This is a genomic window from Curtobacterium sp. MCJR17_055 (assembly GCF_003224335.1).
GTDB lineage: Bacteria > Actinomycetota > Actinomycetes > Actinomycetales > Microbacteriaceae > Curtobacterium.
In genome coordinates this window covers 26,675-53,331 of sequence record NZ_QKLF01000003.1, presented here as the reverse complement: position 1 = coordinate 53,331, position 26,657 = coordinate 26,675, and the positions used below count along the sequence as shown (strand labels likewise).

Here is a 26,657-nt window from a genome sequence, read left to right as displayed (position 1 = left end):
GGCGGTCATCTGATGTGGGGCGGTCGTCGCCCTGGTCCGGACGGCGCATCAGACCTCGAGGAGTTCGGCTTCCTTCTTCTTCAGCGCCTCGTCGATCTGGTCGACGTGCTTCTTCGTCAGCGCGTCGAGCTCCTTGTCGCTGCGGGCGATGTCGTCGTCGGACACCTCGCCCTTCAGCGCGTCGAGGTCGTCCTTGGCCTTGCGGCGGATGTTGCGGAGGACGACCTTGTGGTCCTCGCCCTTCCCCTTGACGATCTTCACGAACTCCTTGCGGCGCTCGGCCGAGAGCTCGGGGATCGTCACGCGGACGATCTCGCCGTCGTTCGTCGGGCTGGCCCCGAGGTTCGGGAAGGTCGCGATCGCACGCTCGATCTCCTTGAGCGCCGACTTGTCGTACGGCGTCACGATGAGGGTGCGGGCCTCCGGCGTCTGGAGGGACGCGAGCTGCGCGAGCGGGGTCGGCGAACCGTAGTACTCGACCGGGATCTTCTGGAAGAGCGCGGCGTTGATGCGGCCGGTGCGGACGGTGGCGAAGTCGTCCCTCGCGACGTCGACGGCCTTCGCCATCTTCTCGGTCGCCTCGGTCATGACGTCACTGATCACGGTGGTTCTCCTTCGGTACGGGTCGAGTCTAGTCAGTCGGCGGTCGGGACCCGGTCAGTTGCTGACGACGGTCCCGATGCGCTCGCCCTGGATCGCGGCGCGGACGTTGCCCTCGCCCTCCATGCCGAACACGTGCATCGGCATGCCGTTGTCCATGCAGAGCGAGAACGCGGTGGCGTCGACGACCTTGAGCCCCTTGAGGAGTGCGTCCTGGTAGGTGACGTGGTGCAGCTTCTCGGCGGTCGGGTCCTTCTTCGGGTCGGCGGAGTACACGCCGTCGACGCCGTTCTTGGCGACGAGCACCTCGTCCGCACCGATCTCGAGCGCACGCTGCGCGGCGACGGTGTCGGTCGAGAAGTAGGGCAGGCCGGCGCCCGCACCGAAGATGACGACGCGGCCCTTCTCGAGGTGCCGCTCGGCGCGACGCGGGATGTACTGCTCGGCGACCTGGGTCATGCTGATCGCCGACTGCACACGGGTGGCGGCGCCGGCCTGCTCGAGGAAGTCCTGGAGGGCGAGGGCGTTCATGACGGTACCGAGCATGCCCATGTAGTCCGCGCGGCCCCGGTCCATGCCGCGCTGCGACAGCTCGGCACCGCGGAAGAAGTTCCCCCCACCGACGACCACGGCCACCTCGACCTCGCGAGCGGCGTTCGCGATCTCCTTCGCGATGGAGCTGATGACGTCGGGGTTCACGCCCAGGGAACCGGCGCCGAACGCCTCTCCCGAGAGCTTCAGCAGGACCCGTCGGCGTCCGGTCTTCTCGTCGGTCATGTGTCAAGCACCCTTCGTCGTGGTCTCGTGGAAATGTACTCGGTGCGCCGGGGCGCACGACAACGGGGCCAGGAACCGGTTGGTTCCTGGCCCCGTCATGGGTTCGTTACGCGCCGACCTTGACGCGGGCGAAGCCCTGGATCGTGATGCCGGCGTTCTCGGCGGCCTTCGCGACGGAGATCTTGTTGTCCTTCGCGTAGTCCTGGTCGAGGAGCGAGATGCCCTTGATGAAGGCGTTGACGCGACCCTCGACGATCTTCGGGAGGGCGGCCTCGGGCTTGCCCTCCTCGCGCGTGATCGCCTCGACGGTGGCGCGCTCCTTCTCGATCGCGTCGGCCGGGACCTCGTCGCGCGTGAGGTACGACGGGTTCGCGAACGCGACGTGCTGCGCGATGGAACGGGCCTCGGCGGCGTTGTCACCCTCGTAGGCGACGACGACGGCGATCTGCGGCGGCAGGTCCTGGCTCGTCTTGTGCAGGTAGATCTCGAAGGCCGAGCCCTCGACACGGCGGACCGTGCGGACCTCGAGCTTCTCGCCGAGCGCCGCTGCGCTCTCGTTGACGACCTCGAGGACGGTCTTGCCGTCGAGCGGGGCCGCGTTCGCCGAGGCGACGTCGGTGGCACCGGCAGCGGCGACCGCACCGAGCACCTTGTCGGCGAGGGTCGTGAACTTCTCGTTCTTCGCGACGAAGTCGGTCTCGCTGGCGAGCTCGACGACGGTGGCGGCACCGTTGTCGGCCGATGCGACGACGACGCCTTCCGAGGTCGCACGGTCGTCGCGCTTGGCGACGGCCTTCGCGCCCTTGATGCGGAGCAGTTCGACGGCCTTGTCGTAGTCGCCGTCAGCCTCGACGAGGGCGTTCTTGGCGTCCATCATGCCGGCGCCGAGGTCCTCGCGGAGCTTCTTCACGTCAGCAGCGGTGAAGTTTGCCATTGCCTGGAGTCCTTTCTGGACTGTGCGTGTGTGGAGAGTGGGGAGCGGAGCAGGGGCGCCGGACCGGTGACGGTCCGGCGCCCCGGGTGCTCACTCGGCGGGGGTGGTCTCCGCAGCGGCGGCGGCCTCGGCCGTCGGCTCGGCGTTCTTGTCGGCGTCGGCGATCGGCTCGCCGATCTCCTTCGCGGCGACCTGAGCGTCAGCGTCGTTCTCGGCGACGGTCGCACCCTCGGGGGCGGCGTCGGCGGCCGGCGTCGCGCTGTCGCCACCGAGGAGCTCCTGCTCCCACTCGGCGAGCGGCTCGGCGGCCGCGTCGTCGTCGCCACCGTTGTGGCGGGTCTTCAGACCCTCGGCCGCGGCGTCGGCGACGATGCGGGTGAGGAGGCCGACGGAGCGGATCGCGTCGTCGTTGCCCGGGATCGGGTAGGTGATCTCGTCCGGGTCGCAGTTGGTGTCGAGGATGCCGATGATCGGGATCCCGAGCTTCTGCGCCTCGTCGACGGCGAGGTGCTCCTTCTTGGTGTCGACGATCCAGAGCGCGCTCGGGGTCCGCGTGAGGTTGCGGATACCACCGAGGGTCTTGTGGAGCTTGTCCAGCTCGCGCTTCTTGATGAGGAGCTCCTTCTTGGTGAAGCCCTTCGTCGTGTCGTCGAAGTCGATCTCCTCGAGCTCCTTCATGCGCGCGAGGCGCTTGGAGACCGTCTGGAAGTTCGTGAGCAGACCGCCGAGCCAACGCTGGTTGACGTACGGCTGGCCGACGCGGGTCGCCTGCTCGGCGATGGAGCCCTGCGCCTGCTTCTTGGTGCCCACGAAGAGGATCGTGCCACCGTGCGCGACCGTCTCCTTGACGAAGTCGTACGCACGGTCGATGAAGGCCAGCGACTGCTGCAGGTCGATGATGTGGATGCCCGAGCGCTCGGCGAGGATGAAGCGCTTCACCTTCGGGTTCCACCGACGGGTCTGGTGTCCGAAGTGGACGCCGCTGTCGAGCAGCTGGCGGATGGTGACGACGGCCATGCCGTCCCTCCTTGTTCTCGGCGCACGGGACGGAGCCCGTGCACACGGTTGCGGTTGTGTCGGTCACGACCGGTGGTCGTGGCCCCTGGCGCCCAGCCCCGTGACCGCCCGCTCGTGAGAGCGGGACCGATGGCCGCGGGACGTGCCGGAGGCCGGCACTGGTGGACACGCGAAGTCAGCGCGACCAGCGCGCTGCTGGATAGATGCTAACAGAGGAAGGAGGCCCGGATCACGCGACCCGGCAGGGTCACGCGATCCGGGCCTCCCGGCTGGGTGGGCGGCAGCGTCAGGCCTTGGCGCTGACCGTGTCGCCCTCGGCCGAGATGCCCATCTCCTCGAGGGAGCGGCCCTTGGTCTCGGGGATCTTCGCGATGACGAAGAACAGCGACAGCAGCGCGAAGAGCGCGTAGATGCCGTAGGTGACCGTCAGGTTGAAGCCGGACAGCACCGGGAACGAGATCGTGACGATGAAGTTCGCGATCCAGTTCGCCGCCGAGCCGATGCCGAGCGCGGTGGCGCGGATGCGGTTCGGGAACATCTCGCCGAGCAGCACCCACATGAGCGGGCCCCAGGTCGCACCGAAGGAGACGACGAACAGGTTGGCGAAGACGAGGGCGATGACGCCCCAGGCGCCGGGCAGCGAGGGCTCGCCGTCGACGATGCGGGCCTGCGAGAACGCGATGGCGACCATCGTCAGCGAGACGAACATGCCCGCGGAACCGGCGACGAGCAGCGGCTTCCGGCCGACCTTGTCGACGAGGAAGATCGCGATGAACGTGACCAGGACGTTCACGACCGAAGTGATGGTCGAGATGAGGAACGAGTCGCTCTCCTTGAAGCCGACGGCCTGCCACAGCGTCGTCGAGTAGTAGAAGATCACGTTGATGCCGACGAACTGCTGCAGGACGGCGAGGATGATGCCGACCCAGACGATGGGCTGCAGGCCGAAGCGGTTGCCGCGGATCGAGCCCTTCTTCTCGTTCGCTTCCTTCTGGATGCCGTCCTGGATCTCCTCCAGGCTCGTGTTCACGGTGTCACGGGGCACGATCTTGCCCATGACCTCACGCGCGTCGTCCTCGCGGCCCTTGGTGAGCAGGTACCGGGGCGACTCCGGCAGCGTGATCGCGAGGATGCCGTAGACGATCGACGGGACGACACCGACCAGGAACATCCAGCGCCAAGCCGGCAGGCCGAAGACGTCCGCCGACGCGCTGCCCGCCGTGACCGCGAAGAACTGGTCCGAGAGCAGGGCGGCGAAGATGCCGAGCGTGATCGCGAGCTGCTGGAAGGACGCGAGGCGCCCACGGATCGCCTTCGGGGAGACCTCGGAGATGTAGGCGGGTGCGATGACCGATGCGGTGCCGATGCCGAGTCCGCCGACGAGGCGCCAGATGACGAAGTCCCACGTGGCGAAGGCGAACCCCGACCCGATCGAGGACACGAAGAACAGCACCGCGGCCCAGAACATGATCCGGGTACGACCGAACCGGTCCGCCAAGCGTCCCGCGAAGTACGCGCCGAACGCACACCCGATGAGGGCGGAGGCGACCGCGAACCCGCTGGCGCCGTCGGAGAGGTCGAACTCCCCCTTGATCGCGTCGACCGCCCCGTTGATGACGGACGAGTCGAAGCCGAAGAGGAAGCCACCGACCGCCGCCGCGACGGCGAACAGCGTGACCTTCCCCTTGAACGCACGGTCCTCGCCGTGCTCGGTGGTCCTGGTCGACACGATGCTCCTGGGTTCCCGCCGCCGTGCCGGGTGGTGCACGGTGCCCCGGCGGTCGGCTGGATCGCCGTCCGAGCGGCGTTGCGGTGTCCGGAGCGGCCCCGACAGTACCCCTTCGCGGGTTGTTGAGCACATCGGGCGCCGTGCGGCGGCCGCTCCTCCACTGGCCGGGAGGCCCGGGGCTCCGTCCACAGGAGGGCTCCGGTCCGCCTCGGGGCCGGGTCGGGACGGCGAGCCTGGGTGGCATGACGAGCGCGACGAGGAGCGGACGGGGAAGCGTGGTGCCGGGCGTGGCGGGGCGGCGTGCCGAGCGGGGGCCGGCACCGGGTCGGTGGCGGGGTCCGTGGCGGGGTGCGTGGCGGTGTCCGTGGCGGGCTGAGTGGCGGGCTGGGTGGCCACGGGTCCCGGCGTCCGCGGCGACTGCGACCGCGATGAGGACTCGGAGGGCGCTGCCGGGCGTCCTGCGGGTGGGGCTGGCTGCATCGGTGGCCGTGGCCGTGGTCGGCCTGGTCGGACCGGTGGGTCGGGTCGGTGTGGCCGACCTCGCCGCCCCGGGTCGTGCCGCCGGGATGGTCGACCGGCCCGGGGAGCGGGGGTGGGCGGCGGCATTCCACGGCGTCGGCGCGGGCGGCCAGATCGGCGCGGGTGGCTCGGGTGGCGCGGTCGGCGCGGTCGGCGCGGTCGGCGCGGTCGGCCAGGACGGCCAGATGAGCCGGACCGGCCTCGTCGAGCCAGCACCTGCCTCCGCCCCGTCCGGCGCGGCCCGGTCCACGGTGGGACGGCCCCGGTGGTCCTGGCCGACGGCACGTCACGTCGTCCAGCGGCCGTGGGAACCCCCGGCGACCGAGTACGGGCCCGGGCACCGTGGTCTGGACGTCGCCGCGGACCCTGGCACCACCGTGACGGCCCCCGACGCGGGGACCGTCACGTTCGCCGGCCCGGTCGGAGGTCGACCGGTCGTGACCATCGACCACGGAGACGGGCTCGTGAGCACCCTCGACCCCGTGCGACCGGTCGTCCGGAAGGGCGACCGTGTCGACCGTGGGGCGCCGGTCGGGGTCGTCGCGTCCGGGCACTGCCCTGCCGTGACGCCGTGCCTGCACCTCGGCGCTCGGGACGACGGCAGCTACGTCGATCCGCTCCCGTTGCTGCCGGCACCGGCCTGGCCGGTCCTGCTGCCGGAGAACGCGCTGGCCGCCGGCGTCGGAGCGGGCACCGGTCAGGCGCGGGGGTGCGCCGTCCGGTACACCTCGCGCAACCGAGCGGACGAGACGTGCGTGTAGATCTGCGTGGTGCCGAGGCTGGCGTGCCCGAGCATCTCCTGCACGGCACGGAGGTCCGCTCCCCCATCCAACAGGTGCGTCGCCGCCGTGTGCCGGAAGGTGTGCGGGCCGCTCGGCCCGTCCCCCGGTAGCGCTTCGAGCAGTCTCGCCACGATGCGGTAGGCGCTCCTGGTGCCGAGTCGCGCTCCGCGGTCGCCGAGGAACAGGGCGGTGCCCGCCGCGGACGTCCGAGCGGGCGGTGCGCCGGTCGACGGAGTACCGGCGGCGGCGAGCGCCGGTCGGCCGCGCTCGAGCCAGTCCTCGAGGGCGTCCCGTGCCGGCACCCCGAACGGCACGACGCGTTCCTTCCCGCCCTTGCCGAGCACCCGGACCGTCAGGCGCTCCCGGTCGAGGTCCGTCAGGTCCAGTCCGACGAGTTCGCTCACCCGGATGCCGGCGGCGTAGAGCAGCTCGACCACGGCGAGGTCGCGCAGGGCGGCGGGGTCGTCACCGACCGCGCGGGCGCTCAATCCGTCGAGCATCTCCCGCACCTGGTCCTGTGCGACCACGCGCGGCAGGTGCGCGGCACCCTTCGGCGCGCGGAGCCGCACGCCGGGGTCGACCGGCAGCACGCCGGACTCGCTCGCCCACCGGGTGAAGGCGCGCACCGACGCGCTCCGACGGGCGATCGTCGAGCGGGCGAGACCGCGCTCGTTCGCCGTCCACAACCAGTCGCGCAGGAGCTCGAGCGTGATGCCGTCGGTCCGGTCGATCCCCCGCCCGGACGCGAACGCCGTGAGGTCGTCGAGGTCCGCGCGGTACGCCCGCACGGTCTGCTCACTGAGGCCGCGCCCGTGTCGGCCGTGCTCCAGGAACGCCGACACGGCCCGGTCGAGCCGGTCACTCCCGCGGTGGTGTCCCTCGTCGTCGTGCACCTCGTCAGGGTACGGCCGGCATCGAGCACGCTCCCGTCACCCCGCCGGGTGCGCGGCCCGTCCCCCACCCGAGACTGCGGAGGACGACGGCGGTCCCGGTCCCGCTCCGGACGTCGCGCTGGTCGTCCTCCCGCTCCGCCGCCGGCTCCCCCCGTCGTCTGGTGTCACGCGGCCGTCCACCCGCCAGGCCCCCGCGTCACCAGCCCTTGCAGCTCGGCGAGCGCGAGAGCGTCGGTCGCGTCCGCCGGTGACAGCCCGGACCGGACGGCGACCTCGTCGAGCGGGATCGGTCTCCGGCGGCTCAGGGCATCGACGGCACGGAGCACCTCGGGATCGACGCGCGCGGCGGCGATCGGCACCGCAGGGTCCGTCGTCGGGTCCCCGGACCGGGTGCGGAGGGCCGCGTCGACGGGATCCGCCGGGTGCACGACGATCTCGGCACGGCGATCGGCGATCAGCCGGTGGCAGCCGGCCGACGCCGAGGACGAGTACGGCCCCGGCACGGCGAAGACCGGTCGCCCGAGTTGCCCGGCATGGTGGGCCGTGTTGAGTGCGCCCGACCGCGCACCCGCCTCCACGATGACCGACACCGACCCCAGGGCAGCGATGAGCCGGTTGCGGGCGAGGAACCGCCACCGAGACGGTCTGGTGCCGGGCGGGCACTCCGCGAGCAGGGCTCCGTGGTCGGCGACGCTCCGGAGCATGGTGCTGTTCCCCGCCGGGTAGAGCTGGTCGACACCGCCGGCGAGCACCGCGACCGTGGGTGTACCTGCTGCGAGGGCCACCCGGTGCGCGACCGCGTCGATGCCGTACGCGCCCCCGGAGACGACGAGGCACCCGGCGTCCGCCGCGGCCGAGGTGATCTCCGCCGCGGCCTCCGCTCCGAGGACCGTGTTCGCCCGGGCCCCCACGACCGAGATGCCCGGGAGGTCACCGACCGGACGCGTTCCTCGACGCCACAGCACGAGGGGAGCATGGACACCGAGGTCGTCGATCCCGGCCGGCCAGTCCTCGTCACCCGGGACGAGGAGCGTGCACCCCACGGCGGAGGCTGCTCCCAGGACGGCGTCGACGTCGAGGCGGAGCAGCCGTGGGCGCCACCGTTCGAGTGCCGGCACGAGCGGGTCCGAGGCCGCCCGGGCGAGCTCGTCGCGCACGTCGTCCTCCGCCGAGTCGCGTCCGGTGTCGACGAGCATCTCCCCGAGTGCCACCGGCCCGTCGTCGAGCGCCTGCAGGACGGCACGGATCGAGCGGCCCGCGCCCAGCCGTCCCACCAGCTCGCCGGCCGTGCCGTCCCCCGGCTCGACGACCGTCGACCAGGCGACCCGGGCGAGGAGTTCGTCGGTGCCCAGCTCGCCGGGTCGTACGACGGCGGCACGGAGTCGTGACAGCGCGGCGGCACGGTCGACGCTCCTGCGCCGGGCAGTCCTGCCCCCGGTGCTCACAGCGCCGTCCGCAGCGCGAGCGCGCGCTCGACGTGTCGTCGGTCGGGTCGGTCGTCGCCGTCGAGGTCCGCGATCGTCCACGCCAGTCGCATCACCCGGTCCCATCCGCGCATCGTCAGGGTGCCGAGGTCGAGTGCTCGGTCGAGGACGTCGGAGGCACCCGGTGCGGCGCGGCCGTCACCGCGCAGCCACGTGCCGGTGACGTCGGCGTTCGTGGTCCATCCGGTCCCCCGGAGCCGAGTCCGCATGCGCTCCCGGGCATCGCCGATCACCCGCCTCGCCGCATCGGTGGTCGGGGCCGTCCCGTCACTCGCGCGGAGCGTCCCGGTCGTCACCCTGGCGACCGCGACCCGGATGTCGATGCGGTCGAGCAGCGGCCCGGACAGGCGACCGAGGTACCGCCGGACCGCGCTCGGCGGACACGTGCAGGCCGGGCCACCGACACCCCCGGCGTTCCCGCATGGACAGGGGTTGGCGGCGAGCACGAGCTGACACCGGGCGGGGAACTCGGCTGATCCGCCGGCGCGGTGCACCGTGATGCACCCTGCTTCGAGGGGTTGCCGGAGCGCGTCCAGGACCGCTCGGGGGAACTCGGTCGCTTCGTCGAGGAACAGCACACCGCCTGTCGCCCGTGACACCGCTCCCGGCCGGAGCTGCCCCGTCCCGCCGCCGATCAGGGCGGCCGCCGACGCCGAGTGGTGCGGCGCTTCCCACGGCGGTCGCCGTGTCCAGGAGCGCACGCCGTGCCCTGCGACCGACCGGACCGCGGCGACCTCGAGTGCCGCGTCGCCATCGAGGTCCGGCAGCAGCGCGGGCAGGCGTTCGGCGAGCATGGTCTTGCCCGAACCCGGCGGCCCGAGCAGGAGGACGTGGTGGCCGCCCGCGGCGGCGGTGACGACCGCGCGGACACCGATGGCGTTGCCGACCACGTCGGCGAGCTCGAGCGGCGGTGGTGTGTCGTCGACCGGCACCGGGAGGAGCACCGGGTCGGCGAACCCGGCCGGGAGATCGGCACCGGCGTCGATCGCGGCGGACCGGAGCGAGTCCACCCCGGTGAGCGTCACCCCGGGGACGGCCTGCGCCTCTGCGAGGTTCCCGATCGGCAGGACGACGCGGTCCATCCCGGCCTCGCGGGCCGCCAGCACGACCGGGATGATGCCCAACACGGGGCGGACGCGTCCGTCGAGACCGAGCTCTCCGACGTAGACGGTCCGTCGGTCGGCCCCGGGAGCCGTCCCCGCGGCGGCGAGGACCGCCATCGCGATGGCCAGGTCGAACCCGGAGCCGCGCTTGGGGACGCTGGCCGGGGTGAGGTTGACCGTGATGCGACGTGACGGCAGCGGGCAGTCGGCGACGGTCGCTGCCGAGCGGACGCGTTCCCGGGCTTCCCCGAGCGACGTGTCCGGCAACCCGATGATGCTGAAGGTCGGCAGCTGACTGGTGAGGTGCGCTTCGACCTCGACGAGGGTCCCCCGCACCCCCACGAGCGCCACGGCCGACGTCCGTCCGATGTCACTCATCCGATCGCCTCGACGTGCTCGATCGCCACGTGGTCCGCCACGATCGTGACGGCGATGCAGTCGAGCCGGATCGCGCGCGCCGTCTCGTCGCGGTTCGCGTGGAACCAGGCCGGGACGAGTCGACGCATGCGGGCGAGCTTTTGCGGCGTCACGGCTTCGAGCGGATGACCGGCGGCCTGGCCGGTCCGGGTCTTCACCTCGACGAAGACGATGGTCTCGCCGGTCCGCGCGACGATGTCGATCTCGCCGCGTGCGCATCGCCAGTTCCGGTCGATGATCCGGAACCCGTGCCGCTCGAGCCATTCCACGGCGTGGCGTTCTCCGGTCATCCCCGTTGCTCTCCGCGAGTCGGTCGGAACTCGTGGCGCTGCTCGATTCGTCATGGAGTCAGGATGATGAACGCCGCGACCGAATGGAGAAGGCTCGTGGTGTCCTGTGGATGGACGCGCGGAAAGACCGTCCTGTGGAGGAACGGTTGGCCCGATGTCCCGCACAACGACAAAGGCCGGACTATTCCTCACGGAATGTCCGGCCCTTGCTGTGATCGGCGACGGACGCCGATCGGGATGATCAGTGTGCGGCTGCGTACGCTTCCTGCACCTGCGTCGAGATACGACCACGAGAAGAGACCTCGTAGCCGTTCTCCTTCGCCCATTCGCGGATCTTGCCGAGTTCCTCGGAGTTGCCGCGCTTCGGCGCCGACGAGGGCTTGCCCGTCGACCCGGTGCGACGACCGGCGGTCTTGCGCGCTGCTGCGATGTAGTCCGAGATCGCGTCCCGGAACTTGTCGACGTTGTCGTTGGACAGGTCGATCTCGTAGGACGAACCGTCGAACGCGAACTCGACCGTGCGGCCATCGCCAGCGGCGATCGGCGAATCGTCGAGATCGTCGACGAGCTGGACAGTGACCTTCTGCGCCATTTCTCACTCCTTCAGGATCGTGAATACGGTCCAGCGTATCGCAGGAGTTTCCGGAATGACCGAATGCGTCGGCGATCCCCTACTCGTCGAGAGCGAGTTCCTTGGGGAGTTCGAGTTCCCGCGCGGTGAGTTCTTCGACGTTCACGTCCTTGAACGTGAGAACGCGAACGGACTTCACGAATCGGTCGGACCGGTAGACGTCCCAGACCCACACGTCGTTCATCGTCAATTCGAAGTAGAAGTCGTGCTCGGTGTCCCGACGGACCAGCTCGACCTCGTTCGCCAGGTAGAAGCGGCGCTCGGTCTCGACCACGTACCGGAACTGCCCGACGACGTCGCGGTACTCGCGGTACAGGGCAAGTTCGACCTCGCGGTCGTAGTCGTCGAATTCTTCGTCATCCATCGCGCGCTCAGTCTACGGCGACGCGGTCGAGTTCCTCGAACCCGTCGAGCGCGACCGCGGAGGCGGCGTGCAACCAGGTCTTCCGGTGCAGCGCATGCGGCCCGACCGTTCGGATGGCGTCGTAGTGCGCGGTCGAGCCGTACCCCTTGTTGGACGCCCACGCGTAGTGCGGCGCATCGTCGTGCGCAGCGATCATCAGCTCGTCACGAGCGACCTTGGCGACGACGGACGCCGCGGCCACGGAGGCGCAGTCACGGTCCGCCTTCACCCGCACCTGGACGTCGAGTGGCCGGTGCTCGGACGGCAGGGCCCGCGAGAGCCAGTCGAACGACCCGTCGAGCACCACCACCGCTCCCTCGAGCGAGACCCCGTCGTCGACGAGGGTCGTGATCGCCCGCGCCCCGGCCAGCCCCAGTGCGGCGACGATGCCCTGCTCGTCGACGACCTCGGCGGACGCCATCCCGACGGCGGTGCGCGCCCACCGGGTGACCGTCGGCACGAGCTCGGTCCGCCGCGCCTGGGACAGGAGCTTCGAGTCGGCCAGCCCCTGCGGCACGCGACGGACGTCGACCGTCACCGCCGCGACACCGACGCCGACCGGCCCGGCGATGGCACCACGGCCGACCTCGTCGACACCGATCACGGTGACCCGGCCGGCGGCGAAGAGCGACTTCTCCAGCCGCAGGGACGGACGGACCGGGGTCACTCGTCCCGCTCCTCCACGCCGGCGAAGACCTCGGGATGGTCGTCGAGCCAGGTCCACCGGCTCATCGGCCAGGAGATGACGAACGCCCGGCCCGTGACGTCGGAGAGGGGGACGAACCCCTTCGACGGGGTGTCCCCGTTGTACCGGGAGTCCTTCGAGTCGTTCCGGTTGTCGCCCATCACCCAGATGGTGCCCTTCGGCACGGTGACGGAGAAGTCGGTCGACGAGGCACGGGTGTCGCCGGCCGGGAGCTTGAGGTACGGCTCCGTGATCGGGACCCCGTTGACCGTCATCTGACCGAGGTCGTTGCAGCACGCGACGGTGTCGCCCGGCAGCCCGATGACCCGCTTGATGAGGTGGTCGTCGCTGTCCCCGGTCCCGAGCCCGACCTGCGTGAGCAGCCAGTCGGCCGCTTGACCGACGGGCGACGTCGGGGTCACGTTCGGCAGCTGCTCGCCGTCGAGCCACCCGCCCGGGTCCTTGAAGACGACGACGTCCCCGCGCTTGAGGGCGACGGTGTCCGGCACGAGTTCGTTGACGATCACGCGGTCGTTGATCTGCAGCGTGTTCTGCATCGAGGCAGAGGGGATGTAGAAGGAGCGGATCAGGAAGGTCTTCACCAGGAAGGACACCAGGAGTGCCGCGATGAAGATGATGACGAGGTCCCGCAGGAAGGTCAGCACCCCGTTCCGCGGCTTCCTCGTGTTCCGCGGGCGACGGGCCTCGCCCTCAGTCGTGTCCGTCATTTCCACTCTCGTCGACCTGTTCCCCGGGGGCCCGGGACGCATGCCCCCGGAGCGCGAGCGGCTCCGGGAACGGGCGAGCCCCCCGCCGATGCACAACCGTACATGGACGAGGGGCTCGCAGCGGGCCCGGCGTTCCGGGCGTCGCTGTGAAGGCGATCAGTTGTCGCGCTTCTCCTTGATCTTGCGGCGGGCCGCCTTGCCGCGGAGTTCGCGGAGGTAGTAGAGCTTCGCGCGACGGACGTCACCGCGGGTGACGATCTCGACGTGGTCGATGATCGGGGAGTGCACCGGGAACATGCGCTCGACGCCGACCTGGAAGCTCACCTTGCGGACCGTGAAGGTCTCGCCGATGCCGTGGCCCTGGCGGCCGATGACGACGCCCTGGAAGACCTGAATACGCGAACGCGTGCCTTCGACGATGTTGACGTGGACCTTGACGGTGTCGCCGGGGCGGAAGTCCGGGTGGTCGGTGCGCAGGGCACCGGCGGTCACGTGGTCGAGCAGCTGCATGATGGTGTCACTTCCTGCGGACGCACACGGGTCGCCGCGGATCGAATTCGGAAAGTACGAGATGCGTGCCCGGTGTCGGCGACTCCCCCGTGGCAGAGTCCAGCCAGGGCACGATCGATCATCATGCCACAACAACCCCACCGCAGCCAACCGGCAGGATGGTCCCATGATCGAACTCCGCACCCCCGCCGAACTCGACGGACTGCGTGTCGCCGGCCGCTTCGTCGCCGACGTCCTCGACACCCTGCTGGAGACGGTCGACGTCGGGGTGAACCTGCTCGACCTCGACCGCGTGGCCGCGCGGATGATCGCGGACCGTGGCGCCGAGAGCTGCTACGTGGACTACCACCCGTCCTTCGGGAAGTCGCCGTTCGGCAAGAACCTCTGCACGTCGGTGAACGACGCGGCCCTGCACGGGCTGCCGTACGACCGTGTGCTGCAGGACGGCGACCTGGTCAGCCTCGACTTCGCCGCGAGCGTCGGCGGGTGGGTCGCGGACTCCGCCGTCACCGTGCAGGTGGGCACGCCCCGGGACGAGGACCAGCGTCTCATCACCACGGTCGAACGGTGCCTCGCCGCCGGCATCGCGCAGGCGACCCCGGGCAACAAGCTCGGCGACGTCTCCGCCGCGATCGGCTCGGTCGCCAGGGGCGCCGGGTACGACGTGAACCTGCAGTTCGGCGGGCACGGCGTCGGCCGCACCATGCACGGCGACCCGCACGTCCCGAACGACGGCCGCCCGGGACGCGGACTGAAGCTCCGACCGGGCCTCGTCGTCGCGATCGAGCCCTGGCTCATGCAGGGCACGGACGAGCTCGTCCAGGACGAGGACGGCTGGACGCTCCGCAGTGTCGACGGGTCACGGGCCGCGCACGTCGAGCACACGGTCGCCGTCACGGAACAGGGCCCGGAGGTCCTCACCCTCCGGCGCGCGCAGCGCGGCGCCTGAGGCGGCAGCACCGACGAACGGACGGGAGGCCCGACACCAGCTGGTGTCGGGCCTCCCGTCCGTCGAGGGGTCGCGTCGACCCGCTCAGTCCGGCAGCAGGTCCGGACGGACGCGCCGCGTCCGCTCCACCTGCTGCTCGTGGCGCCAGGAGGCGACGCGCGCGTGGTGCCCGCTGAGCAGCACGTCCGGCACGTCGAGGCCGCGCCACGACGCCGGCTTCGTGTAGGAGGGGTACTCGAGCAGGCCGTCCTCGTGGGACTCCTCGACGAGTGACTCGGGGTTGCCGACGACACCCGGGACCAGCCGTCCGACGGCCTCGATCACGGCCATCGCCGCGACCTCGCCGCCGTTCAACACGTAGTCACCGAGGGAGAGCTCGACGACCGTGCTGCGCGCCGCGGCCCATTCGAACACGCGGGCGTCGATCCCCTCGTACCGACCGCAGGCGAACACGAGGTGCTCGTGCTCGGCGAGGGACCGGGCGATGGTCTGCCGGAAGGGCGTCCCCGCGGGCGTCGGCACGACGAGCGTCGACGAGCCGTCAGGGCGGAGCAGGGCGTCGAGGGCCTGGGCCCACGGTTCCGGCTTCATCACCATGCCGGCGCCGCCGCCGTACGGGGTGTCGTCGACCGTGCGGTGCCGGTCGGTCGTCCACGAGCGGAGGTCGTGCACGTGCAGGTCGAGCAGGCCGCCCTGCCGGGCCTTGCCGAGCAGGGAGACGTCGAGCACCCCGAAGAACTCCGGGAAGATCGTGACGATGTCGATCCGCACGGTCAGTCCTCGGTGTCGGCGGCCGGGGACGTCGCCGGTGGGGTCACCGTCTCGGGACGGCTGGTGTCCTCCGGGTCCTCGAACAGACCGGTCGGCGGGGTGACCGTGACGGTGCCGGCGTCGAGGTCGACCGCGGGCACGATCGCCGCGACGAACGGCACGAGGACCTCGCCGCGATCGGGCGTGTCGACCGCGAGCAGGTCCTGTGCCGGCAGGTGGTCGACCCGTGCGACGGTGCCGACCTCGACGCCGTCGCGGAGGACCTTCAGGCCGACCAGCTGGTGGTCGTACCAGGCGTCGTCCTCACCGGTGTCCTCGTCGGTGTCCTGCTCGACCCAGAGGATCGCCCGCGCGAGGGTCTCGGCGGCGCTCCGGTCGGCGACACCCGCGAAGAACGCGACGGGGTGGCCGTTGTACCAGCGGAGTTCGTCGAGCGCGATGGTCTTGCCCGACCACGGGGAGTCGTCGGGGACCTGGAGCGTGAAGACCGCTCCCGGCGTGAACCGACGATCCGGGTCGTCGGTGTAGAGCTCGAGCTTGATGCCGCCCTTGAGCCCGTGCGCCTTCGTGATGCGACCCACCCGGAGCTGGGTCGTCTCCCTAGGAATCGCTGTCCACCACGTCGACCCGCACGCGCTTGCCGTCGGCCAGGGCCGTGACGAGCGTGCGGAGCGCCTTCGCGGTGCGTCCGGCGCGACCGATCACGCGGCCGAGGTCCTCGGGGTGCACACGCACCTCGAGGACCTCGCCCCGCGCGGAGGTGGAGCTGGCGACGCGCACGTCGTCAGGGTGATCGACGATCCCCTTGACGAGGTGCGTCAGCGCGGATTCGAGCAAGGACTACGCCTCGGTCGTCTCGTCGGAGGACTCGTCCGCTGCCGGAGCGGCCGGGGCCGTCTTCTCCGACTTGGGCTTGAGGACGGCCTTCTTCGAGCTGTCGACCGTGAAGGCCGGCTTCGGCTCGCGGACCTTGACCTTGGACTCGGTGTCCTTCTCGCCCTTGAACTTGGCCCAGTCACCGGTCAGCTTGAGGAGCGCGGCGACCTGCTCGGTCGGCTGCGCGCCGACGCCGAGCCAGTACTGCGCACGCTCGGACTGGACCTCGATGAACGAGGGCTCCTCGGTGGGGTGGTACTTGCCGATCTCCTCGATCACACGACCGTCGCGCTTGGTGCGCGAGTCGGCGACGACGATGCGGTAGTACGGCGCTCGGATCTTGCCGAGGCGCTTGAGACGGATCTTGACAGCCACAATGACTCCTGTTGCGTACGTGTTGTGGTTGAACCGGAACCGCGGGCGTGGGGGCACACACGGTGGAAGCTCTGAGAGACTCGCGATCCGCTGGATAGAGGGTCGAGCGGACACGATTCGACCGTTCATTCTTGCAGATTCCCGAGCGGGAAGCGAGCCACGACGCGCGGCGCGCCCCGGGCACTCGATCCGGGCGGTCACGGCGCCAACGCGCGGACCGCCTCCAGGGCCTCACTCGTGGCGCGCACGGCGTCGACCGCGCGGGCGTCCCGGGCACCGCCCACCACCGCGAACGGCACGTCGGCGGACCGGAGGCCCGCGACCAGGTCGTCCCGCGCCTCCTGGCCGGCACAGAGCACAACGACGTCCGCCGGGACGGCGACCTCCGTGCCGGACCCGTCGCGGATCCAGAGCGCGCCCGGTTCGATGCGGAGGTACTCCTGCACGTCACCGAGCATCCGGACGCCTGCGTCACGGAGCCGACCGAGCGCCACCCACCGCGAGGTGAGGCCCACGCCCTGGCCGAACTTCCCGTTCCGGCGGAGCACCGTGACCAGGTGGCCCGGGCGGACCGTCCGGTGCACGGTCGGCTGGCGCTGTGGCAGGTCACCGACCAGTTCCGTCGAGACCGGAACGTCCCAGCGGGCGGCGAACTCGACGGCGCGGACCGCCTCGTCGGGTGACTCGGTGAGGAAGGCGGCGGTGTCGACGCCGATCCCGCCGCCGCCGATGACCGCGACGCTGCCCTCGGGCACGCCCTCGCGGAGCGCCTGCTCGTAGGTGAGCACGTGCGGCAGGTCGGCGCCGGGCAGGGCAACCTCCCGGGGCACGACACCGGAGGCGAGCACCACCGCGTCGCTGCCCGTCAGGTCGTCGACGGTCGCCGCCCGCCCGAGGTGCACGGTGGCGCCGCGCTCCGCGAGTTCCGCGCGTGCGGCCTGCACCGGACCGGCGTAGTCCTCCTTGCCGGGGATCACCGCGGCGAGTCCGAACTGTCCGCCCAGGACGTCCGACGCCTCCCACAGCCGGACGTCGTGACCACGGCGGGCGGCGTCGACCGCTGCGGCGAGTCCCGCCGGTCCCCCGCCCACGACGTCCACGCGCTTCGGCTCCGAGCTGGGTCGGAGGGGGAACTGCAGCTCCCGGGCTGCGCGTGGGTTGACGAGGCACGACACCGGTGCGCCGACCACGGACCGGTCGAGGCACGCCTGGTTGCAGCCGATGCAGGTGTTCACGAGGTCGGGCCGGCCGGCCAGGGACCGTTCCACGAGCTGCGCGTCGGCCAGGAACGGTCGGGCGAGCGCCACCGCGTCGATCCGTCGGTCGGCCAGCACGGCCTCGGCGTCACGGAGGTCCGTCATCCGGTTCGAGGCGATGACCCGGACGTGCGGGTGGTCGGAGGCGCGGACGACGTCGGCGATCCGGGCGGCCTGCTCGATCCACGCGCCGTGCGGCACCGCGGCCTGGATCGTCGGCGTCCGGGACTCGTGCCACCCGATGCCGACCGAGATCGCGTCGAGCCCGAGCGGCAGCAGTTCGAGCACGAGCGCGTCGACGTCGGCATCGGACGACGAGCCGGGCATGAGGTCTGCTCCGGACAGGCGGATCGTGACGGCCAGGTCCGGGACCGCGGTGCGGACCGCACGCACGACCTCCACCGCGAACCGACGGCGCTTCTCGGGGGTCCCACCCCACTCGTCGTCGCGCAGGTTCGTCAGCGGCGACTGGAACTGGTTGACCAGGTACCCCTCGGACGCCATGATCTCGACGCCGTCGAAGCCGATCGCCGCGGCGGTCCGCGCCGCGGCGGCGAAGTCCTCGACGGTGCGCCGGACCTCGTCCGCGGTCAGCTCCTCGGGCACCACCCCGCGCGCGGCAGCCCAGGGCAGCGCGGACGGAGCGACCGCGCGCTGGGGTCGGCCGTGTCGGTCCTGCAGCCCGCCGACCAGGGCGTACCGACCGGCGTGGAAGAGCTGCGCGAGGACCGTCCCGCCCGCGTCGTGCACCGCGTCGACCGCCGTGCGGAAGCGCTCGTCGGCCCCGCCGACGCCGAAGACCGCGAAGTCCGGACCGCCCCGCGCCTCGTCGCTCACGGCGATCCCGCCGGTGATGATGCAGGCCGCTCCCCCGGCCGCTCGTTCCCGGTAGAACGCCGCCATCGCGACCCCACCGTCGTCGAGCACCTCGAGCCCGGTGTGCATCGACCCCATCACCACCCGGTTCGGCAGGTGCAGTGGGCCCAGTGTCCAGGGCGAGCCGACCGTGCGGAGGTCGGCGGGCACGGTGGCGGCGGGCACGGTGGTGACGGGCACGGTGGCGGCGGGCGGAACGACAGCGGTCACGCAAGGAAGACTAGGCGACCCGTGCGGGTGCTCGTCAGGGCGGACACGCCGCGCTCCCCGCCGATCCGTCAGGTGGACGGGCAGGATGGCCCCATGGACATCCGGTTCACCGAATCAGCCCCGTCGACGATCGGCGTCGAGTGGGAGCTGCCCCTCGTCGACCGCGCGACGGGTGACCTCGCCCCCCGGGCACCGGCTGTGCTCGCAGCCGTGCGGGAGCGCCTGGGCGATGCGGACCGGGTGACGGAGGAGCTCCTGACGAACACGGTCGAGGTCGTCACCGGCGTCCACCGTTCGGTCGGCGGGGCGACGCGGGAACTCTCCGGCATCATCGGCGAGGTCATCGACGCCGCGACTCCCCTCGACGCCGACGTGATGTGTTCCGGCACACACCCGTTCGCCCAGTGGGACCAGCAGGAGATCACCCCGGACAGCGAGCACTACGCGGAACTCATCGACCGGACCCGCTGGTGGGGACGGCAGATGCTCATCTGGGGCGTCCACGTGCACGTCGGCATCGACGACCGGGACAAGGCCGTCCCGATCATGAACGCGATGCTCGGCTACGTCCCGCACCTGCAGGCGTTCACCGCGTCGAGTCCGTTCTGGGGCGGCACCGACACCGGCTACGCGTCGAACCGGGCCCTGATGTTCCAGCAGCTCCCGACCGGCGGACTCCCGCCCCAGCTCGGGGCATGGGCGAACTTCGAGGAGGTCGTCGGGGACCTCGTGCACACCGGCGTGATCGACGGCGTGAAGGACCTGCGCTGGGACATCCGACCGTCGCCGGGCTGGGGCACGCTGGAGAACCGCGTGTCCGACGGGATCTCCACGCTCGACGAGGTCGGCGCCGTCACCGCACTCGTGCAGTGCCTGGTGACCGAGAGCTCCGACCGGCTCGACGCCGGCGAGACCCTCCAGGCGATGCAGCCCTGGTTCGTCCGCGAGAACAAGTGGCGCGCTGCCCGGTACGGCATGGAGGCCGAGATCATCACGAACGTCGCCGGCGACGAACGGCTCGTGACCGACGAGGTGCACGACCTCGTCACCCGGCTGGACCCGGTCGCCGAGCGGCTCGGTTGCCAGCAGGAGCTGCACCACCTCGACACGATGATCGAGCGCGGCGCGTCCTACCAGCGCCAACTCGCGGTGGCGCAGGAGAACAGCGGGGACCTGCGCGCCGTGGTCTGGCATCTCGTCGCGGAGCTGCGCGACTCGCTCTGACACCCGCCGGACGCACGACGGGAGGCCCGTCACCAGCCGGTGACGGGCCTCCCGTCGTGATGGTGGTCGCGTGCGCGACCCCTGGTCGTGGTCAGCGACCGAGGAACTTCTGGAGCGAGGCGAGCTCCTCCTCGCTGGGTGCCTTGCCGCCCTTGCCCATGCCGAGCCCGAGCCCGGCACCGGACGGTGCCTGCTGCGGGGCGGCCGGGGCGCCCGCCGCGAGCGCCGCGCGCTTCGCCGGGTTGCCGACCTTCTTCTTCTTGGTCTGCGGCTGCTGCTTCTTGCCGCCGTGCATGCCCGGGATCGGTCCCATGCCCGGCATCTGCGGCACACCGCCGCGCGCCACGGTCTTCATCATCTTCGCGGCCTGCTCGAACCGGTTGACGAGGGCGTTCACCTCGGTCACGGTCGAGCCGGCACCGCGCGCGATGCGGAGGCGACGGGAACCGTTGAGGAGCTTCGGCAGTTCGCGTTCCTGCGGCGTCATCGACTGGATGATCGCCTCGGTGCGGATGATCTCCCGCTCGTCGAAGTTGTCGAGCGCCTCGCGCATGCCCTTCGCACCCGGGAGCATGCCGAGCATGCCCTTGATCGAGCCGGCCTTGCGCAGCTGCTGCATCTGCTGCAGGAAGTCGTTCAGCGTGAAGTTGTCGGACGCGATCTTGTCCGCGACCTTGCGCGCCTCTTCCTCGTCGAACGCACCCTGCGCCTGCTCGATGAGGGACAGGATGTCGCCGAGGTCGAGGATGCGGCTCGCCATGCGGTCCGGGTGGAACGGCTCGAAGTCGTCGAGCCCCTCACCCGTCGAGGCGAACATGATCGGTCGGCCCGTGACCGACGCGACCGACAGCGCCGCACCACCGCGGGCATCGCCGTCGAGCTTCGACAGCACGACGCCGGTGAAGTCGACGCCCTCCTGGAAGGCACGGGCGGTGTTCACCGCGTCCTGACCGATCATCGCGTCGATGACGAACAGGACCTCGTCCGGGTCGACCGCCTTGCGGATGTTCGCCGCCTGCTTCATGAGCTCGGCGTCGACACCGAGTCGACCGGCGGTGTCGACGATGACGGTGTCGTACTGCTGGTCGACGGCGGCCTTGATCGCGTTCTTGGCGACCTTGACCGGGTCACCGACGCCGTTGCCGGGCTCGGGGGCGAAGACGTGCACGCCGGCCTGCTCACCGACGACCTGCAGCTGCTGCACGGCGTTCGGACGCTGGAGGTCCGCCGCGACGAGCATCGGAGTGTGGCCGTCCTTCTTGAGCCACTTGCCGAGCTTGCCCGCGAGGGTCGTCTTGCCCGCACCCTGCAGACCCGCGAGCATGATGACCGTCGGGGGTCGCTTGGCGAACTCGAGGCGGCGCTGCTGCCCGCCGAGGATGCCCACGAGCTCCTCGTTGACGATCTGGACGACCTGCTGCGCCGGGTTGAGGGCCTTGTTGACCTCGTCCGAGAGCGCACGTTCACGCACGGCGGCGGTGAACGACTTCACCACCTCGAGCGCGACGTCCGCGTCGAGCAGGGCCCGCCGGATCTCGCGGACGGTGCCGTCCACGTCGGACGGGGTCAGCCGTCCCTTGCTCCGCAGGTTGCGGAAGGTCTCGGTGAGCCGATCGGAGAGTGAACCGAATTGCGCCATGATCCGACCATCCTACCGTCCGCGGTCGTCGGCCCGGGAGGCGCGGCGCGGGACCGCACCGCCGGTGCCGTTCACGCCCGCTCGCGCCGGCGGATCTGCCGCGGCCCGGCTGCCACCACCGCAGTGACGACGACCGCGCCGGCGAAGACGCTGAGGGTGACGATCCCCCACGGCACGGAGTCGCGATCCTGCCGGGGTGGTGGAGCGCTAGCGTCGGGCCATGCGGAACGTACCCCCCACACTCGACCCAGACGTCGTCGCAGAGATCGACCGCCGGCTCGTGGGCGTCGAGCAGGACCACGGCGTCCGCGTGCCGTGGGCGATCGAGAGCGGCAGTCGGGCCTGGGGGTTCCCGTCGCCCGACAGCGACTACGACTGCCGGTTCCTCTTCGTGCGACGCTCCGACGACTACCTCGCACTGTGGCCGGGACGGGACGTGATCGAGACCCCACTCGATGCCGTCTTCGACGTCAACGGGTGGGACCTGGCGAAGACCGTCCGTCTCCTGGTGAACGGCAACGCGACCGTGACGGAGTGGCTGCGATCCCCGATCGTCTACAGCGGAGACGAGGGCTTCCGCGACCGCCTCCTGACCCTGGCCGCGGCCGTCGCGGACCGCGGACGCATCGGCCGACACTACCTGCACGTCGCGCACCGACAGCAGGAGCGGGACCTCACGCTGAAGCGGTTCTTCTACGTCCTCCGCCCAGCATCGACACTCCGGTGGCTCCACGACCACCCGGAGAGCGCGACCCCGCCGATGGACCTGTCGACCCTGCTGGCCGACTCGACCGTCCCGTCGCACGTCCGTGACGCCACGGCGGACCTCATCGAGCTGAAGGCGAGGACCCGCGAGATGGGCACGGCCACCGCTCCGGACGTCCTCCAGCGCTTCGTCGCCGACGAACTCGACCGTGCCGCCGGCTTCGACGACGTCCCACCGAGCAGCACCGCGACGGAGGCCCGCCAGATCGCCGAGGACTACTTCCGAGCGGAGGTGCGCCGCTGGTCGTGAGACCGCACCGGAGCACCAGAGCCGGCCGGTACCATCCCCGGCCCGGTACTCAGTCCAATGGCGCACCTGCTCGAGGCGCCGGCAGGGCGCCAGTCGGTACGACTCCCGGACCGGCGGGCACCACCGGCAGCGGCCGGCCGGGAGGCCTCCCACCGGTCCGGGCCGTTCGTCACCTCGACAGCGCGACCGGAACGACGACTGGCGCGTCCCCGCCGAACGGGACGCGCCAGTGGCCGTGGTGTCGCGACGTCAGACGCGCGAGCCGCCTCCGCGCACGCGCCGGAGGATCCACCCCACGACGGCGAGCACGATGAGCACCAGCCCGATGAAGAGCAGGGCCTTGAGCGCGGCGCTGACGATGCCGGTGATCAGCAGGACGACGCCGACGATGATCGCGATGATGAGCAGTGCGGGCATGAGATGTCCTCTTCCGGTCGGTCAGGTACCAGCCGGACGGTACACGTCAGCGGGCTGCTGCGCGCGCCGGTCGACGTCGACGTCCACACCCTGCGCGACGTCACTGTCCACGGCACGACTGCGGAGGAAGACGACCGCCAGGATCGGCAGCAGGATGATCTGTCCCCAGATGCCGATCGACTGCGCCTCGTCCGCCCAGCTCCGCGCCGTCATGCCGACCGCCTTCAGCGCGAAGCTGTGGAACCAGCCGACGAAGAGCAGCAGGTTCGCCGTCATGTACGCGACGACCCACCACAGGCGGATGCGCACGACCGCGAAGAACGGGGTGAGCCACAGGACGTACTGCAGCGAATCGACCTTGTTCGCGACCAGGTAGGCGCAGAGCAGGGCCGCACTCGTCTCGATCCACGGCATCCGACCGCGGCGGAGCCCGATGAGGAGCCCGACGACCAGGACGGCCAGCACGGCGACCGCGGTCGCTCCGGTGGAGAGCAGGTTCAGCTTGTGCTGCACGCCCGGGTCGGGGTTCGCCGACCACGGCTGCAGGCCCCAGTACCAGACCGACATCGTGCTCGGGTCGATGGCCCGGGTGCCCTGGAACCGGATGACGGAGAACCACGACGTGGCGTTGACGACCACGAACGGCAGGTTGGCCGCGAGCACCACGCCGACGGCACCCGCCACGGCAGCGGCCGCGCGACGGAACCGGTCCGGCCACGCCACACCGGCGTCGACCAGGAAGGCGAGGACGAACGGTGCGACGAACGCGAGCGGGTAGAGCTTGAAGGCCCCGCCGAGGCCGAACAGCGCCCCGACGACGACCGCTCGCCAGACGGGTGCGCGTCCGGCCGGCCACCGCACCGCGGCGAACAGGCCGGCAGCGGTGCAGAGCACGGTGAGCAGGTCCCAGTTGTAGAGCGCGTAGAGGAACAGCGGCGGAGTCGCGGCGAAGACCCAGGCGCGGCGTCCGGCGACGCGGGCCAGGAACACGGTGACCAGGACCACCACGGGCACGAAGGTGATCGCCGTGACGACGAGGAACCCGCGCAGCGAGTCGACGGGCAGTGCCGACAGCCAGGCCCAGAGGCCGGTCAGCGTCGGGTACTCGAGGGTGCCGGGCGGCAGACCGCGGTCGGTGAGCTCCCCGACGTAGGGGAACACGTGCGACCCGAGGTCGCGGATCCCCCACAGGCTGAGGGTGTCGCCGAGGCACGCGTGCCCCGTCACGTACGCCAGGTCCAACCCGTCCGCCGCGCACTGCAGCTTGTGGAACAGGCTCCCGAACGTGAGCGCGACGGCGACGCAGCACATCACCACGAGCTCGAGGACGGAGACGCCGCCGGGAGCGCGGTCGGTCAGACGGCGGAGGACGGGACTCACCCGACCAGGTTCTGCACGAAGACGTGCGGCGTGAAGCCGGTCAGGTCGTTGATGCCCTCGCCCTGGCCGATGAGCTTGATCGGGATGCCCGTCTTCTCCTGCACGCTGAGCACGAACCCTGCCTTGGCCGACCCGTCGAGCTTCGTGATGACGAGTCCCGTGACCCCGGCGCCCTCGATGAAGGCCTGCGCCTGCGCGAGCCCGTTCTGCCCGGTCGTCGCGTCGAGCACGAGCAGGACCTCGGCGATCTCCGTCTGCTTCTCGACGACGCGCTTGATCTTGCCGAGCTCGTCCATCAGCCCGGCCTTCGTGTGCAGCCGGCCGGCGGTGTCGATGACGACGATCTCCGTGCCCTCGCGGATCGCACGCTCGACGGTCTGGTACGCCACCGACGCCGGGTCCTGCCCGGGCTGTGCGGGGCGGACGACGTCGACGCCGGCACGCTGCGCCCACGTCGCGACCTGCTCGACGGCCGCGGCGCGGAACGTGTCGGCGGCGCCGACCAGGACCGTGCGGTCGTAGGTGCGGAGGAACTTCGCGAACTTCCCGATGGTGGTGGTCTTGCCGACGCCGTTGACGCCGACGACGAGGACCACGGCGGGACGGTTGCTCAGCTTGAGCGTCGTGTCGAGCTTCGACAGCCGCTCCTCGAGCACCTCGCGCAGCATGCGGTTGAGGTCGGCGGGGTCCGTCGTGTCGTACCGGGCGACGCGCGCACGGAGGTCCTCGATGATCTCCTCGGAGATGTCGGGGCCGAAGTCCGCGCCGATCAGCGCCGTCTCCAGGTCCTCCCACGTCGTCTCGTCGATGGTCTTCCGCTGGAACAGACCACGGAGCCGGGAGGACAGGGACCAACTACTCGCCATGTTCCCAGCTTACGGGTGCCCACTCGGTGCCGGCCTTCGGTAGGGTCGGAGTCGCGAAGGGGAGTATTCCCTCTCGGCGACCCCGTCAGTACGGCCCGGAACGACCCGGACCCGGGGCGTCGGTCGCGGCCCACCGGATCACCGGACAGGACCGCGGCGGAAGAGACCTTCAGGCTCCGGCGTACCCACTTTCCCTGTGTGGCACGCCCCTGACCTGGAGGCTCTCCATGGACGTCCCCCTGTACGTGTGGCTCTTCACGATCGCAGGCATCCTCGGCCTGCTCGTGTTCGACTTCTTCTCGCACGTGCGCACGCCGCACGTGCCGCACATCCGCGAATCGGCCTTCTGGTCCATCGTCTACATCGCGCTCGCGATCCTGTTCGGTGTCGGCGTGTGGGTGTTCGGCGGCGGACAGGCCGGCGGTGAGTACTTCGCCGGCTGGTTGACCGAGAAGGCGTTGTCGGTCGACAACCTCTTCGTCTTCCTCATCATCATGACGACCTTCGCGGTGCCGAAGGAGTTCCAGCAGAAGGTCCTGCTCGTCGGTGTCGCGATCGCCCTCGTGGCGCGCGGTGTCTTCATCGCCCTCGGCGTCACGATCATCGAGAACTTCTCGTGGGTCTTCTACCTGTTCGGTCTCCTCCTGTTCTGGCTCGCGTGGTCGCAGGCCAAGGGCGGCGACGAACACGGTGCCGAGGAGGGCGACTCGAAGCTCATCCGTCTGCTCCGCCGCGTGATCCCGACCTCCGAGCACTACGACGGTGACCGCCTCACCACCAAGGTCGACGGCAAGCGCCTCTTCACCCCGATGCTGCTCGTCATGGTCTCGATCGGCCTGACGGACGTGCTCTTCGCGCTCGACTCGATCCCCGCGATCTTCGGGCTGACGCAGGACGCGTTCATCGTGTTCACCGCGAACGCGTTCTCGCTCCTCGGTCTCCGCCAGCTCTACTTCCTCATCGCCGGCCTGCTCGAGCGGCTCATCTACCTCGGTCAGGGCCTGGCCGTCATCCTCGCCTTCATCGGCGTGAAGCTCGTCTTCCACGCCCTGCACGTCAACGAGGTGCCGTTCATCAACGGCGGTCAGCACGTCGAGTGGGCGCCCGAGATCCCGATCTGGTTCTCGCTGGGCTTCATCCTCCTGACGATCACCGTCGCGACGGTCGCGAGCCTCGTCGTGTCGAAGAAGCGCCAGCAGCGCGGCCTCACCCCGACCGGCGAGCCGGCGGACGCCGTCGAGGCCGACGCGAAGTAGTCGCCACCTCCCCACGCCTGACTGGAGGCTCCCCACCGGTCACGG

28 protein-coding genes are annotated in these 26,657 nt (G+C 70.8%); 5 read left to right on the top strand and 23 right to left on the bottom strand.

Going from position 1 to position 26,657, the window contains the following annotated elements:
• Positions 1-48: 48 nt before the first annotated feature.
• The 5 genes from frr to DEJ16_RS07770 form a co-directional block, all read right to left on the bottom strand.
• Positions 49-603, bottom strand: a complete 555-nt coding sequence (frr, locus tag DEJ16_RS07790; protein WP_110825187.1) for a ribosome recycling factor — start codon at positions 601-603, stop codon at positions 49-51.
• 54 nt (positions 604-657) lie between these two features.
• Entirely contained in the window at positions 658-1,377 is a 720-nt protein-coding gene (pyrH, locus tag DEJ16_RS07785; RefSeq protein ID WP_110825188.1) for a UMP kinase, read from the bottom strand.
• Positions 1,378-1,483: 106 nt separating this feature from the next.
• Positions 1,484-2,311: a translation elongation factor Ts gene (tsf, locus tag DEJ16_RS07780; protein WP_110825189.1), complete on the bottom strand. Its 828-nt coding sequence runs from the start codon at positions 2,309-2,311 to the stop codon at positions 1,484-1,486.
• 90 nt (positions 2,312-2,401) lie between these two features.
• A complete protein-coding gene (gene rpsB / locus DEJ16_RS07775; protein WP_110825190.1) occupies positions 2,402-3,328 on the bottom strand; it encodes a 30S ribosomal protein S2 in 927 nt (308 codons plus the stop codon).
• A gap of 286 nt (positions 3,329-3,614) precedes the next feature.
• Positions 3,615-5,057, bottom strand: a complete 1,443-nt coding sequence (locus DEJ16_RS07770; protein WP_258365872.1) for a sugar porter family MFS transporter — start codon at positions 5,055-5,057, stop codon at positions 3,615-3,617.
• A 428-nt stretch (positions 5,058-5,485) separates the two neighbouring features.
• Between DEJ16_RS07770 and DEJ16_RS07765 the strand changes: the two genes are divergently transcribed.
• On the top strand, positions 5,486-6,337 hold the full coding sequence (locus tag DEJ16_RS07765) for a murein hydrolase activator EnvC (protein ID WP_258365871.1): 852 nt from the start codon (positions 5,486-5,488) through the stop codon (positions 6,335-6,337).
• Here the strand turns inward: DEJ16_RS07765 and DEJ16_RS07760 are convergent.
• From DEJ16_RS07760 to rplS, 9 genes are all read right to left on the bottom strand, one after another.
• A complete protein-coding gene (locus DEJ16_RS07760) occupies positions 6,274-7,251 on the bottom strand; it encodes a tyrosine recombinase XerC (protein WP_110826155.1) in 978 nt (325 codons plus the stop codon). The genes DEJ16_RS07765 and DEJ16_RS07760 overlap by 64 nt on opposite strands.
• A gap of 164 nt (positions 7,252-7,415) precedes the next feature.
• Entirely contained in the window at positions 7,416-8,696 is a 1,281-nt protein-coding gene (gene dprA, locus DEJ16_RS07755; protein WP_146232845.1) for a DNA-processing protein DprA, read from the bottom strand.
• A complete protein-coding gene (locus tag DEJ16_RS07750) occupies positions 8,693-10,216 on the bottom strand; it encodes a YifB family Mg chelatase-like AAA ATPase (protein ID WP_110826153.1) in 1,524 nt (507 codons plus the stop codon). The genes dprA and DEJ16_RS07750 overlap by 4 nt, the downstream gene beginning before the upstream one ends.
• Positions 10,213-10,599 carry a YraN family protein gene (locus DEJ16_RS07745; RefSeq protein ID WP_110826152.1) on the bottom strand — a complete coding sequence of 129 codons (387 nt, stop codon included), beginning with the start codon at positions 10,597-10,599 and terminating at the stop codon, positions 10,213-10,215. Before DEJ16_RS07745 ends, DEJ16_RS07750 begins: the two co-directional genes overlap by 4 nt.
• 187 nt (positions 10,600-10,786) lie before the next feature.
• Entirely contained in the window at positions 10,787-11,137 is a 351-nt protein-coding gene (locus DEJ16_RS07740; RefSeq protein ID WP_110826151.1) for an Lsr2 family protein, read from the bottom strand.
• Positions 11,138-11,216: 79 nt separating this feature from the next.
• Positions 11,217-11,540 carry a DUF2469 family protein gene (locus tag DEJ16_RS07735; protein WP_110826150.1) on the bottom strand — a complete coding sequence of 108 codons (324 nt, stop codon included), beginning with the start codon at positions 11,538-11,540 and terminating at the stop codon, positions 11,217-11,219.
• Positions 11,541-11,547: 7 nt separating this feature from the next.
• Positions 11,548-12,246, bottom strand: a complete 699-nt coding sequence (locus DEJ16_RS07730; protein ID WP_110826149.1) for a ribonuclease HII — start codon at positions 12,244-12,246, stop codon at positions 11,548-11,550.
• Positions 12,243-12,992 (bottom strand): signal peptidase I, encoded by a 750-nt coding sequence (gene lepB, locus DEJ16_RS07725; RefSeq protein ID WP_110826148.1) that lies wholly within the window; start codon positions 12,990-12,992, stop codon positions 12,243-12,245. Before lepB ends, DEJ16_RS07730 begins: the two co-directional genes overlap by 4 nt.
• 156 nt (positions 12,993-13,148) lie before the next feature.
• Entirely contained in the window at positions 13,149-13,502 is a 354-nt protein-coding gene (gene rplS / locus DEJ16_RS07720) for a 50S ribosomal protein L19 (RefSeq protein ID WP_110826147.1), read from the bottom strand.
• Between the two features lie 166 nt (positions 13,503-13,668).
• Here rplS and map point away from each other — a divergent pair, with 166 nt between their 5' ends.
• Positions 13,669-14,451 (top strand): type I methionyl aminopeptidase, encoded by a 783-nt coding sequence (map, locus tag DEJ16_RS07715; RefSeq protein WP_110826146.1) that lies wholly within the window; start codon positions 13,669-13,671, stop codon positions 14,449-14,451.
• Between the two features lie 84 nt (positions 14,452-14,535).
• On the opposite strand, the gene trmD is transcribed toward map, so the two are convergent.
• The 5 genes from trmD to DEJ16_RS07690 all read right to left on the bottom strand — a co-directional run bounded on the left by trmD (position 14,536) and on the right by DEJ16_RS07690 (position 18,815).
• Complete coding sequence (gene trmD, locus DEJ16_RS07710) at positions 14,536-15,222, bottom strand: tRNA (guanosine(37)-N1)-methyltransferase TrmD (RefSeq protein WP_110826145.1); 687 nt, start codon at positions 15,220-15,222, stop codon at positions 14,536-14,538.
• A gap of 2 nt (positions 15,223-15,224) precedes the next feature.
• Positions 15,225-15,803, bottom strand: coding sequence for a ribosome maturation factor RimM (gene rimM / locus DEJ16_RS07705; protein WP_181419522.1), 579 nt, complete (start codon positions 15,801-15,803; stop codon positions 15,225-15,227).
• Positions 15,804-15,822: 19 nt separating this feature from the next.
• Positions 15,823-16,059 carry an RNA-binding protein gene (locus DEJ16_RS07700; RefSeq protein ID WP_110826143.1) on the bottom strand — a complete coding sequence of 79 codons (237 nt, stop codon included), beginning with the start codon at positions 16,057-16,059 and terminating at the stop codon, positions 15,823-15,825.
• A 3-nt stretch (positions 16,060-16,062) separates the two neighbouring features.
• Positions 16,063-16,473 (bottom strand): 30S ribosomal protein S16, encoded by a 411-nt coding sequence (gene rpsP, locus DEJ16_RS07695; RefSeq protein WP_110826142.1) that lies wholly within the window; start codon positions 16,471-16,473, stop codon positions 16,063-16,065.
• Between the two features lie 197 nt (positions 16,474-16,670).
• The gene (locus DEJ16_RS07690; protein ID WP_258365870.1) at positions 16,671-18,815 is read right to left on the bottom strand and encodes an FAD-dependent oxidoreductase; all 2,145 of its coding nucleotides are present in this window, start codon (positions 18,813-18,815) and stop codon (positions 16,671-16,673) included.
• 93 nt (positions 18,816-18,908) lie between these two features.
• Here DEJ16_RS07690 and DEJ16_RS07685 point away from each other — a divergent pair, with 93 nt between their 5' ends.
• Positions 18,909-20,039, top strand: a complete 1,131-nt coding sequence (locus DEJ16_RS07685) for a glutamate--cysteine ligase (protein ID WP_110826141.1) — start codon at positions 18,909-18,911, stop codon at positions 20,037-20,039.
• Positions 20,040-20,130: 91 nt separating this feature from the next.
• Here DEJ16_RS07685 and ffh read toward each other — a convergent pair whose 3' ends face one another.
• Entirely contained in the window at positions 20,131-21,678 is a 1,548-nt protein-coding gene (gene ffh, locus DEJ16_RS07680; RefSeq protein WP_110826140.1) for a signal recognition particle protein, read from the bottom strand.
• 220 nt (positions 21,679-21,898) lie between these two features.
• On the opposite strand from ffh, the gene DEJ16_RS07675 reads away from it, so the two are divergent.
• Positions 21,899-22,693 carry a nucleotidyltransferase domain-containing protein gene (locus DEJ16_RS07675; RefSeq protein WP_110826139.1) on the top strand — a complete coding sequence of 265 codons (795 nt, stop codon included), beginning with the start codon at positions 21,899-21,901 and terminating at the stop codon, positions 22,691-22,693.
• Positions 22,694-22,942: 249 nt separating this feature from the next.
• Here DEJ16_RS07675 and DEJ16_RS15750 read toward each other — a convergent pair whose 3' ends face one another.
• Genes DEJ16_RS15750 through ftsY form a run of 3 tightly spaced genes read right to left on the bottom strand, consistent with a single transcriptional unit; the run spans position 22,943 to position 25,356 of the window.
• Entirely contained in the window at positions 22,943-23,110 is a 168-nt protein-coding gene (locus tag DEJ16_RS15750; protein ID WP_181419521.1) for a hypothetical protein, read from the bottom strand.
• A 21-nt stretch (positions 23,111-23,131) separates the two neighbouring features.
• Positions 23,132-24,490: a hypothetical protein gene (locus DEJ16_RS07670; protein ID WP_110826138.1), complete on the bottom strand. Its 1,359-nt coding sequence runs from the start codon at positions 24,488-24,490 to the stop codon at positions 23,132-23,134.
• Positions 24,487-25,356, bottom strand: coding sequence for a signal recognition particle-docking protein FtsY (ftsY, locus tag DEJ16_RS07665; RefSeq protein WP_110826137.1), 870 nt, complete (start codon positions 25,354-25,356; stop codon positions 24,487-24,489). Before ftsY ends, DEJ16_RS07670 begins: the two co-directional genes overlap by 4 nt.
• Positions 25,357-25,583: 227 nt before the next feature.
• On the opposite strand from ftsY, the gene DEJ16_RS07660 reads away from it, so the two are divergent.
• The gene (locus tag DEJ16_RS07660) at positions 25,584-26,612 is read left to right on the top strand and encodes a TerC family protein (protein WP_110826136.1); all 1,029 of its coding nucleotides are present in this window, start codon (positions 25,584-25,586) and stop codon (positions 26,610-26,612) included.
• Positions 26,613-26,657: the final 45 nt, after the last annotated feature.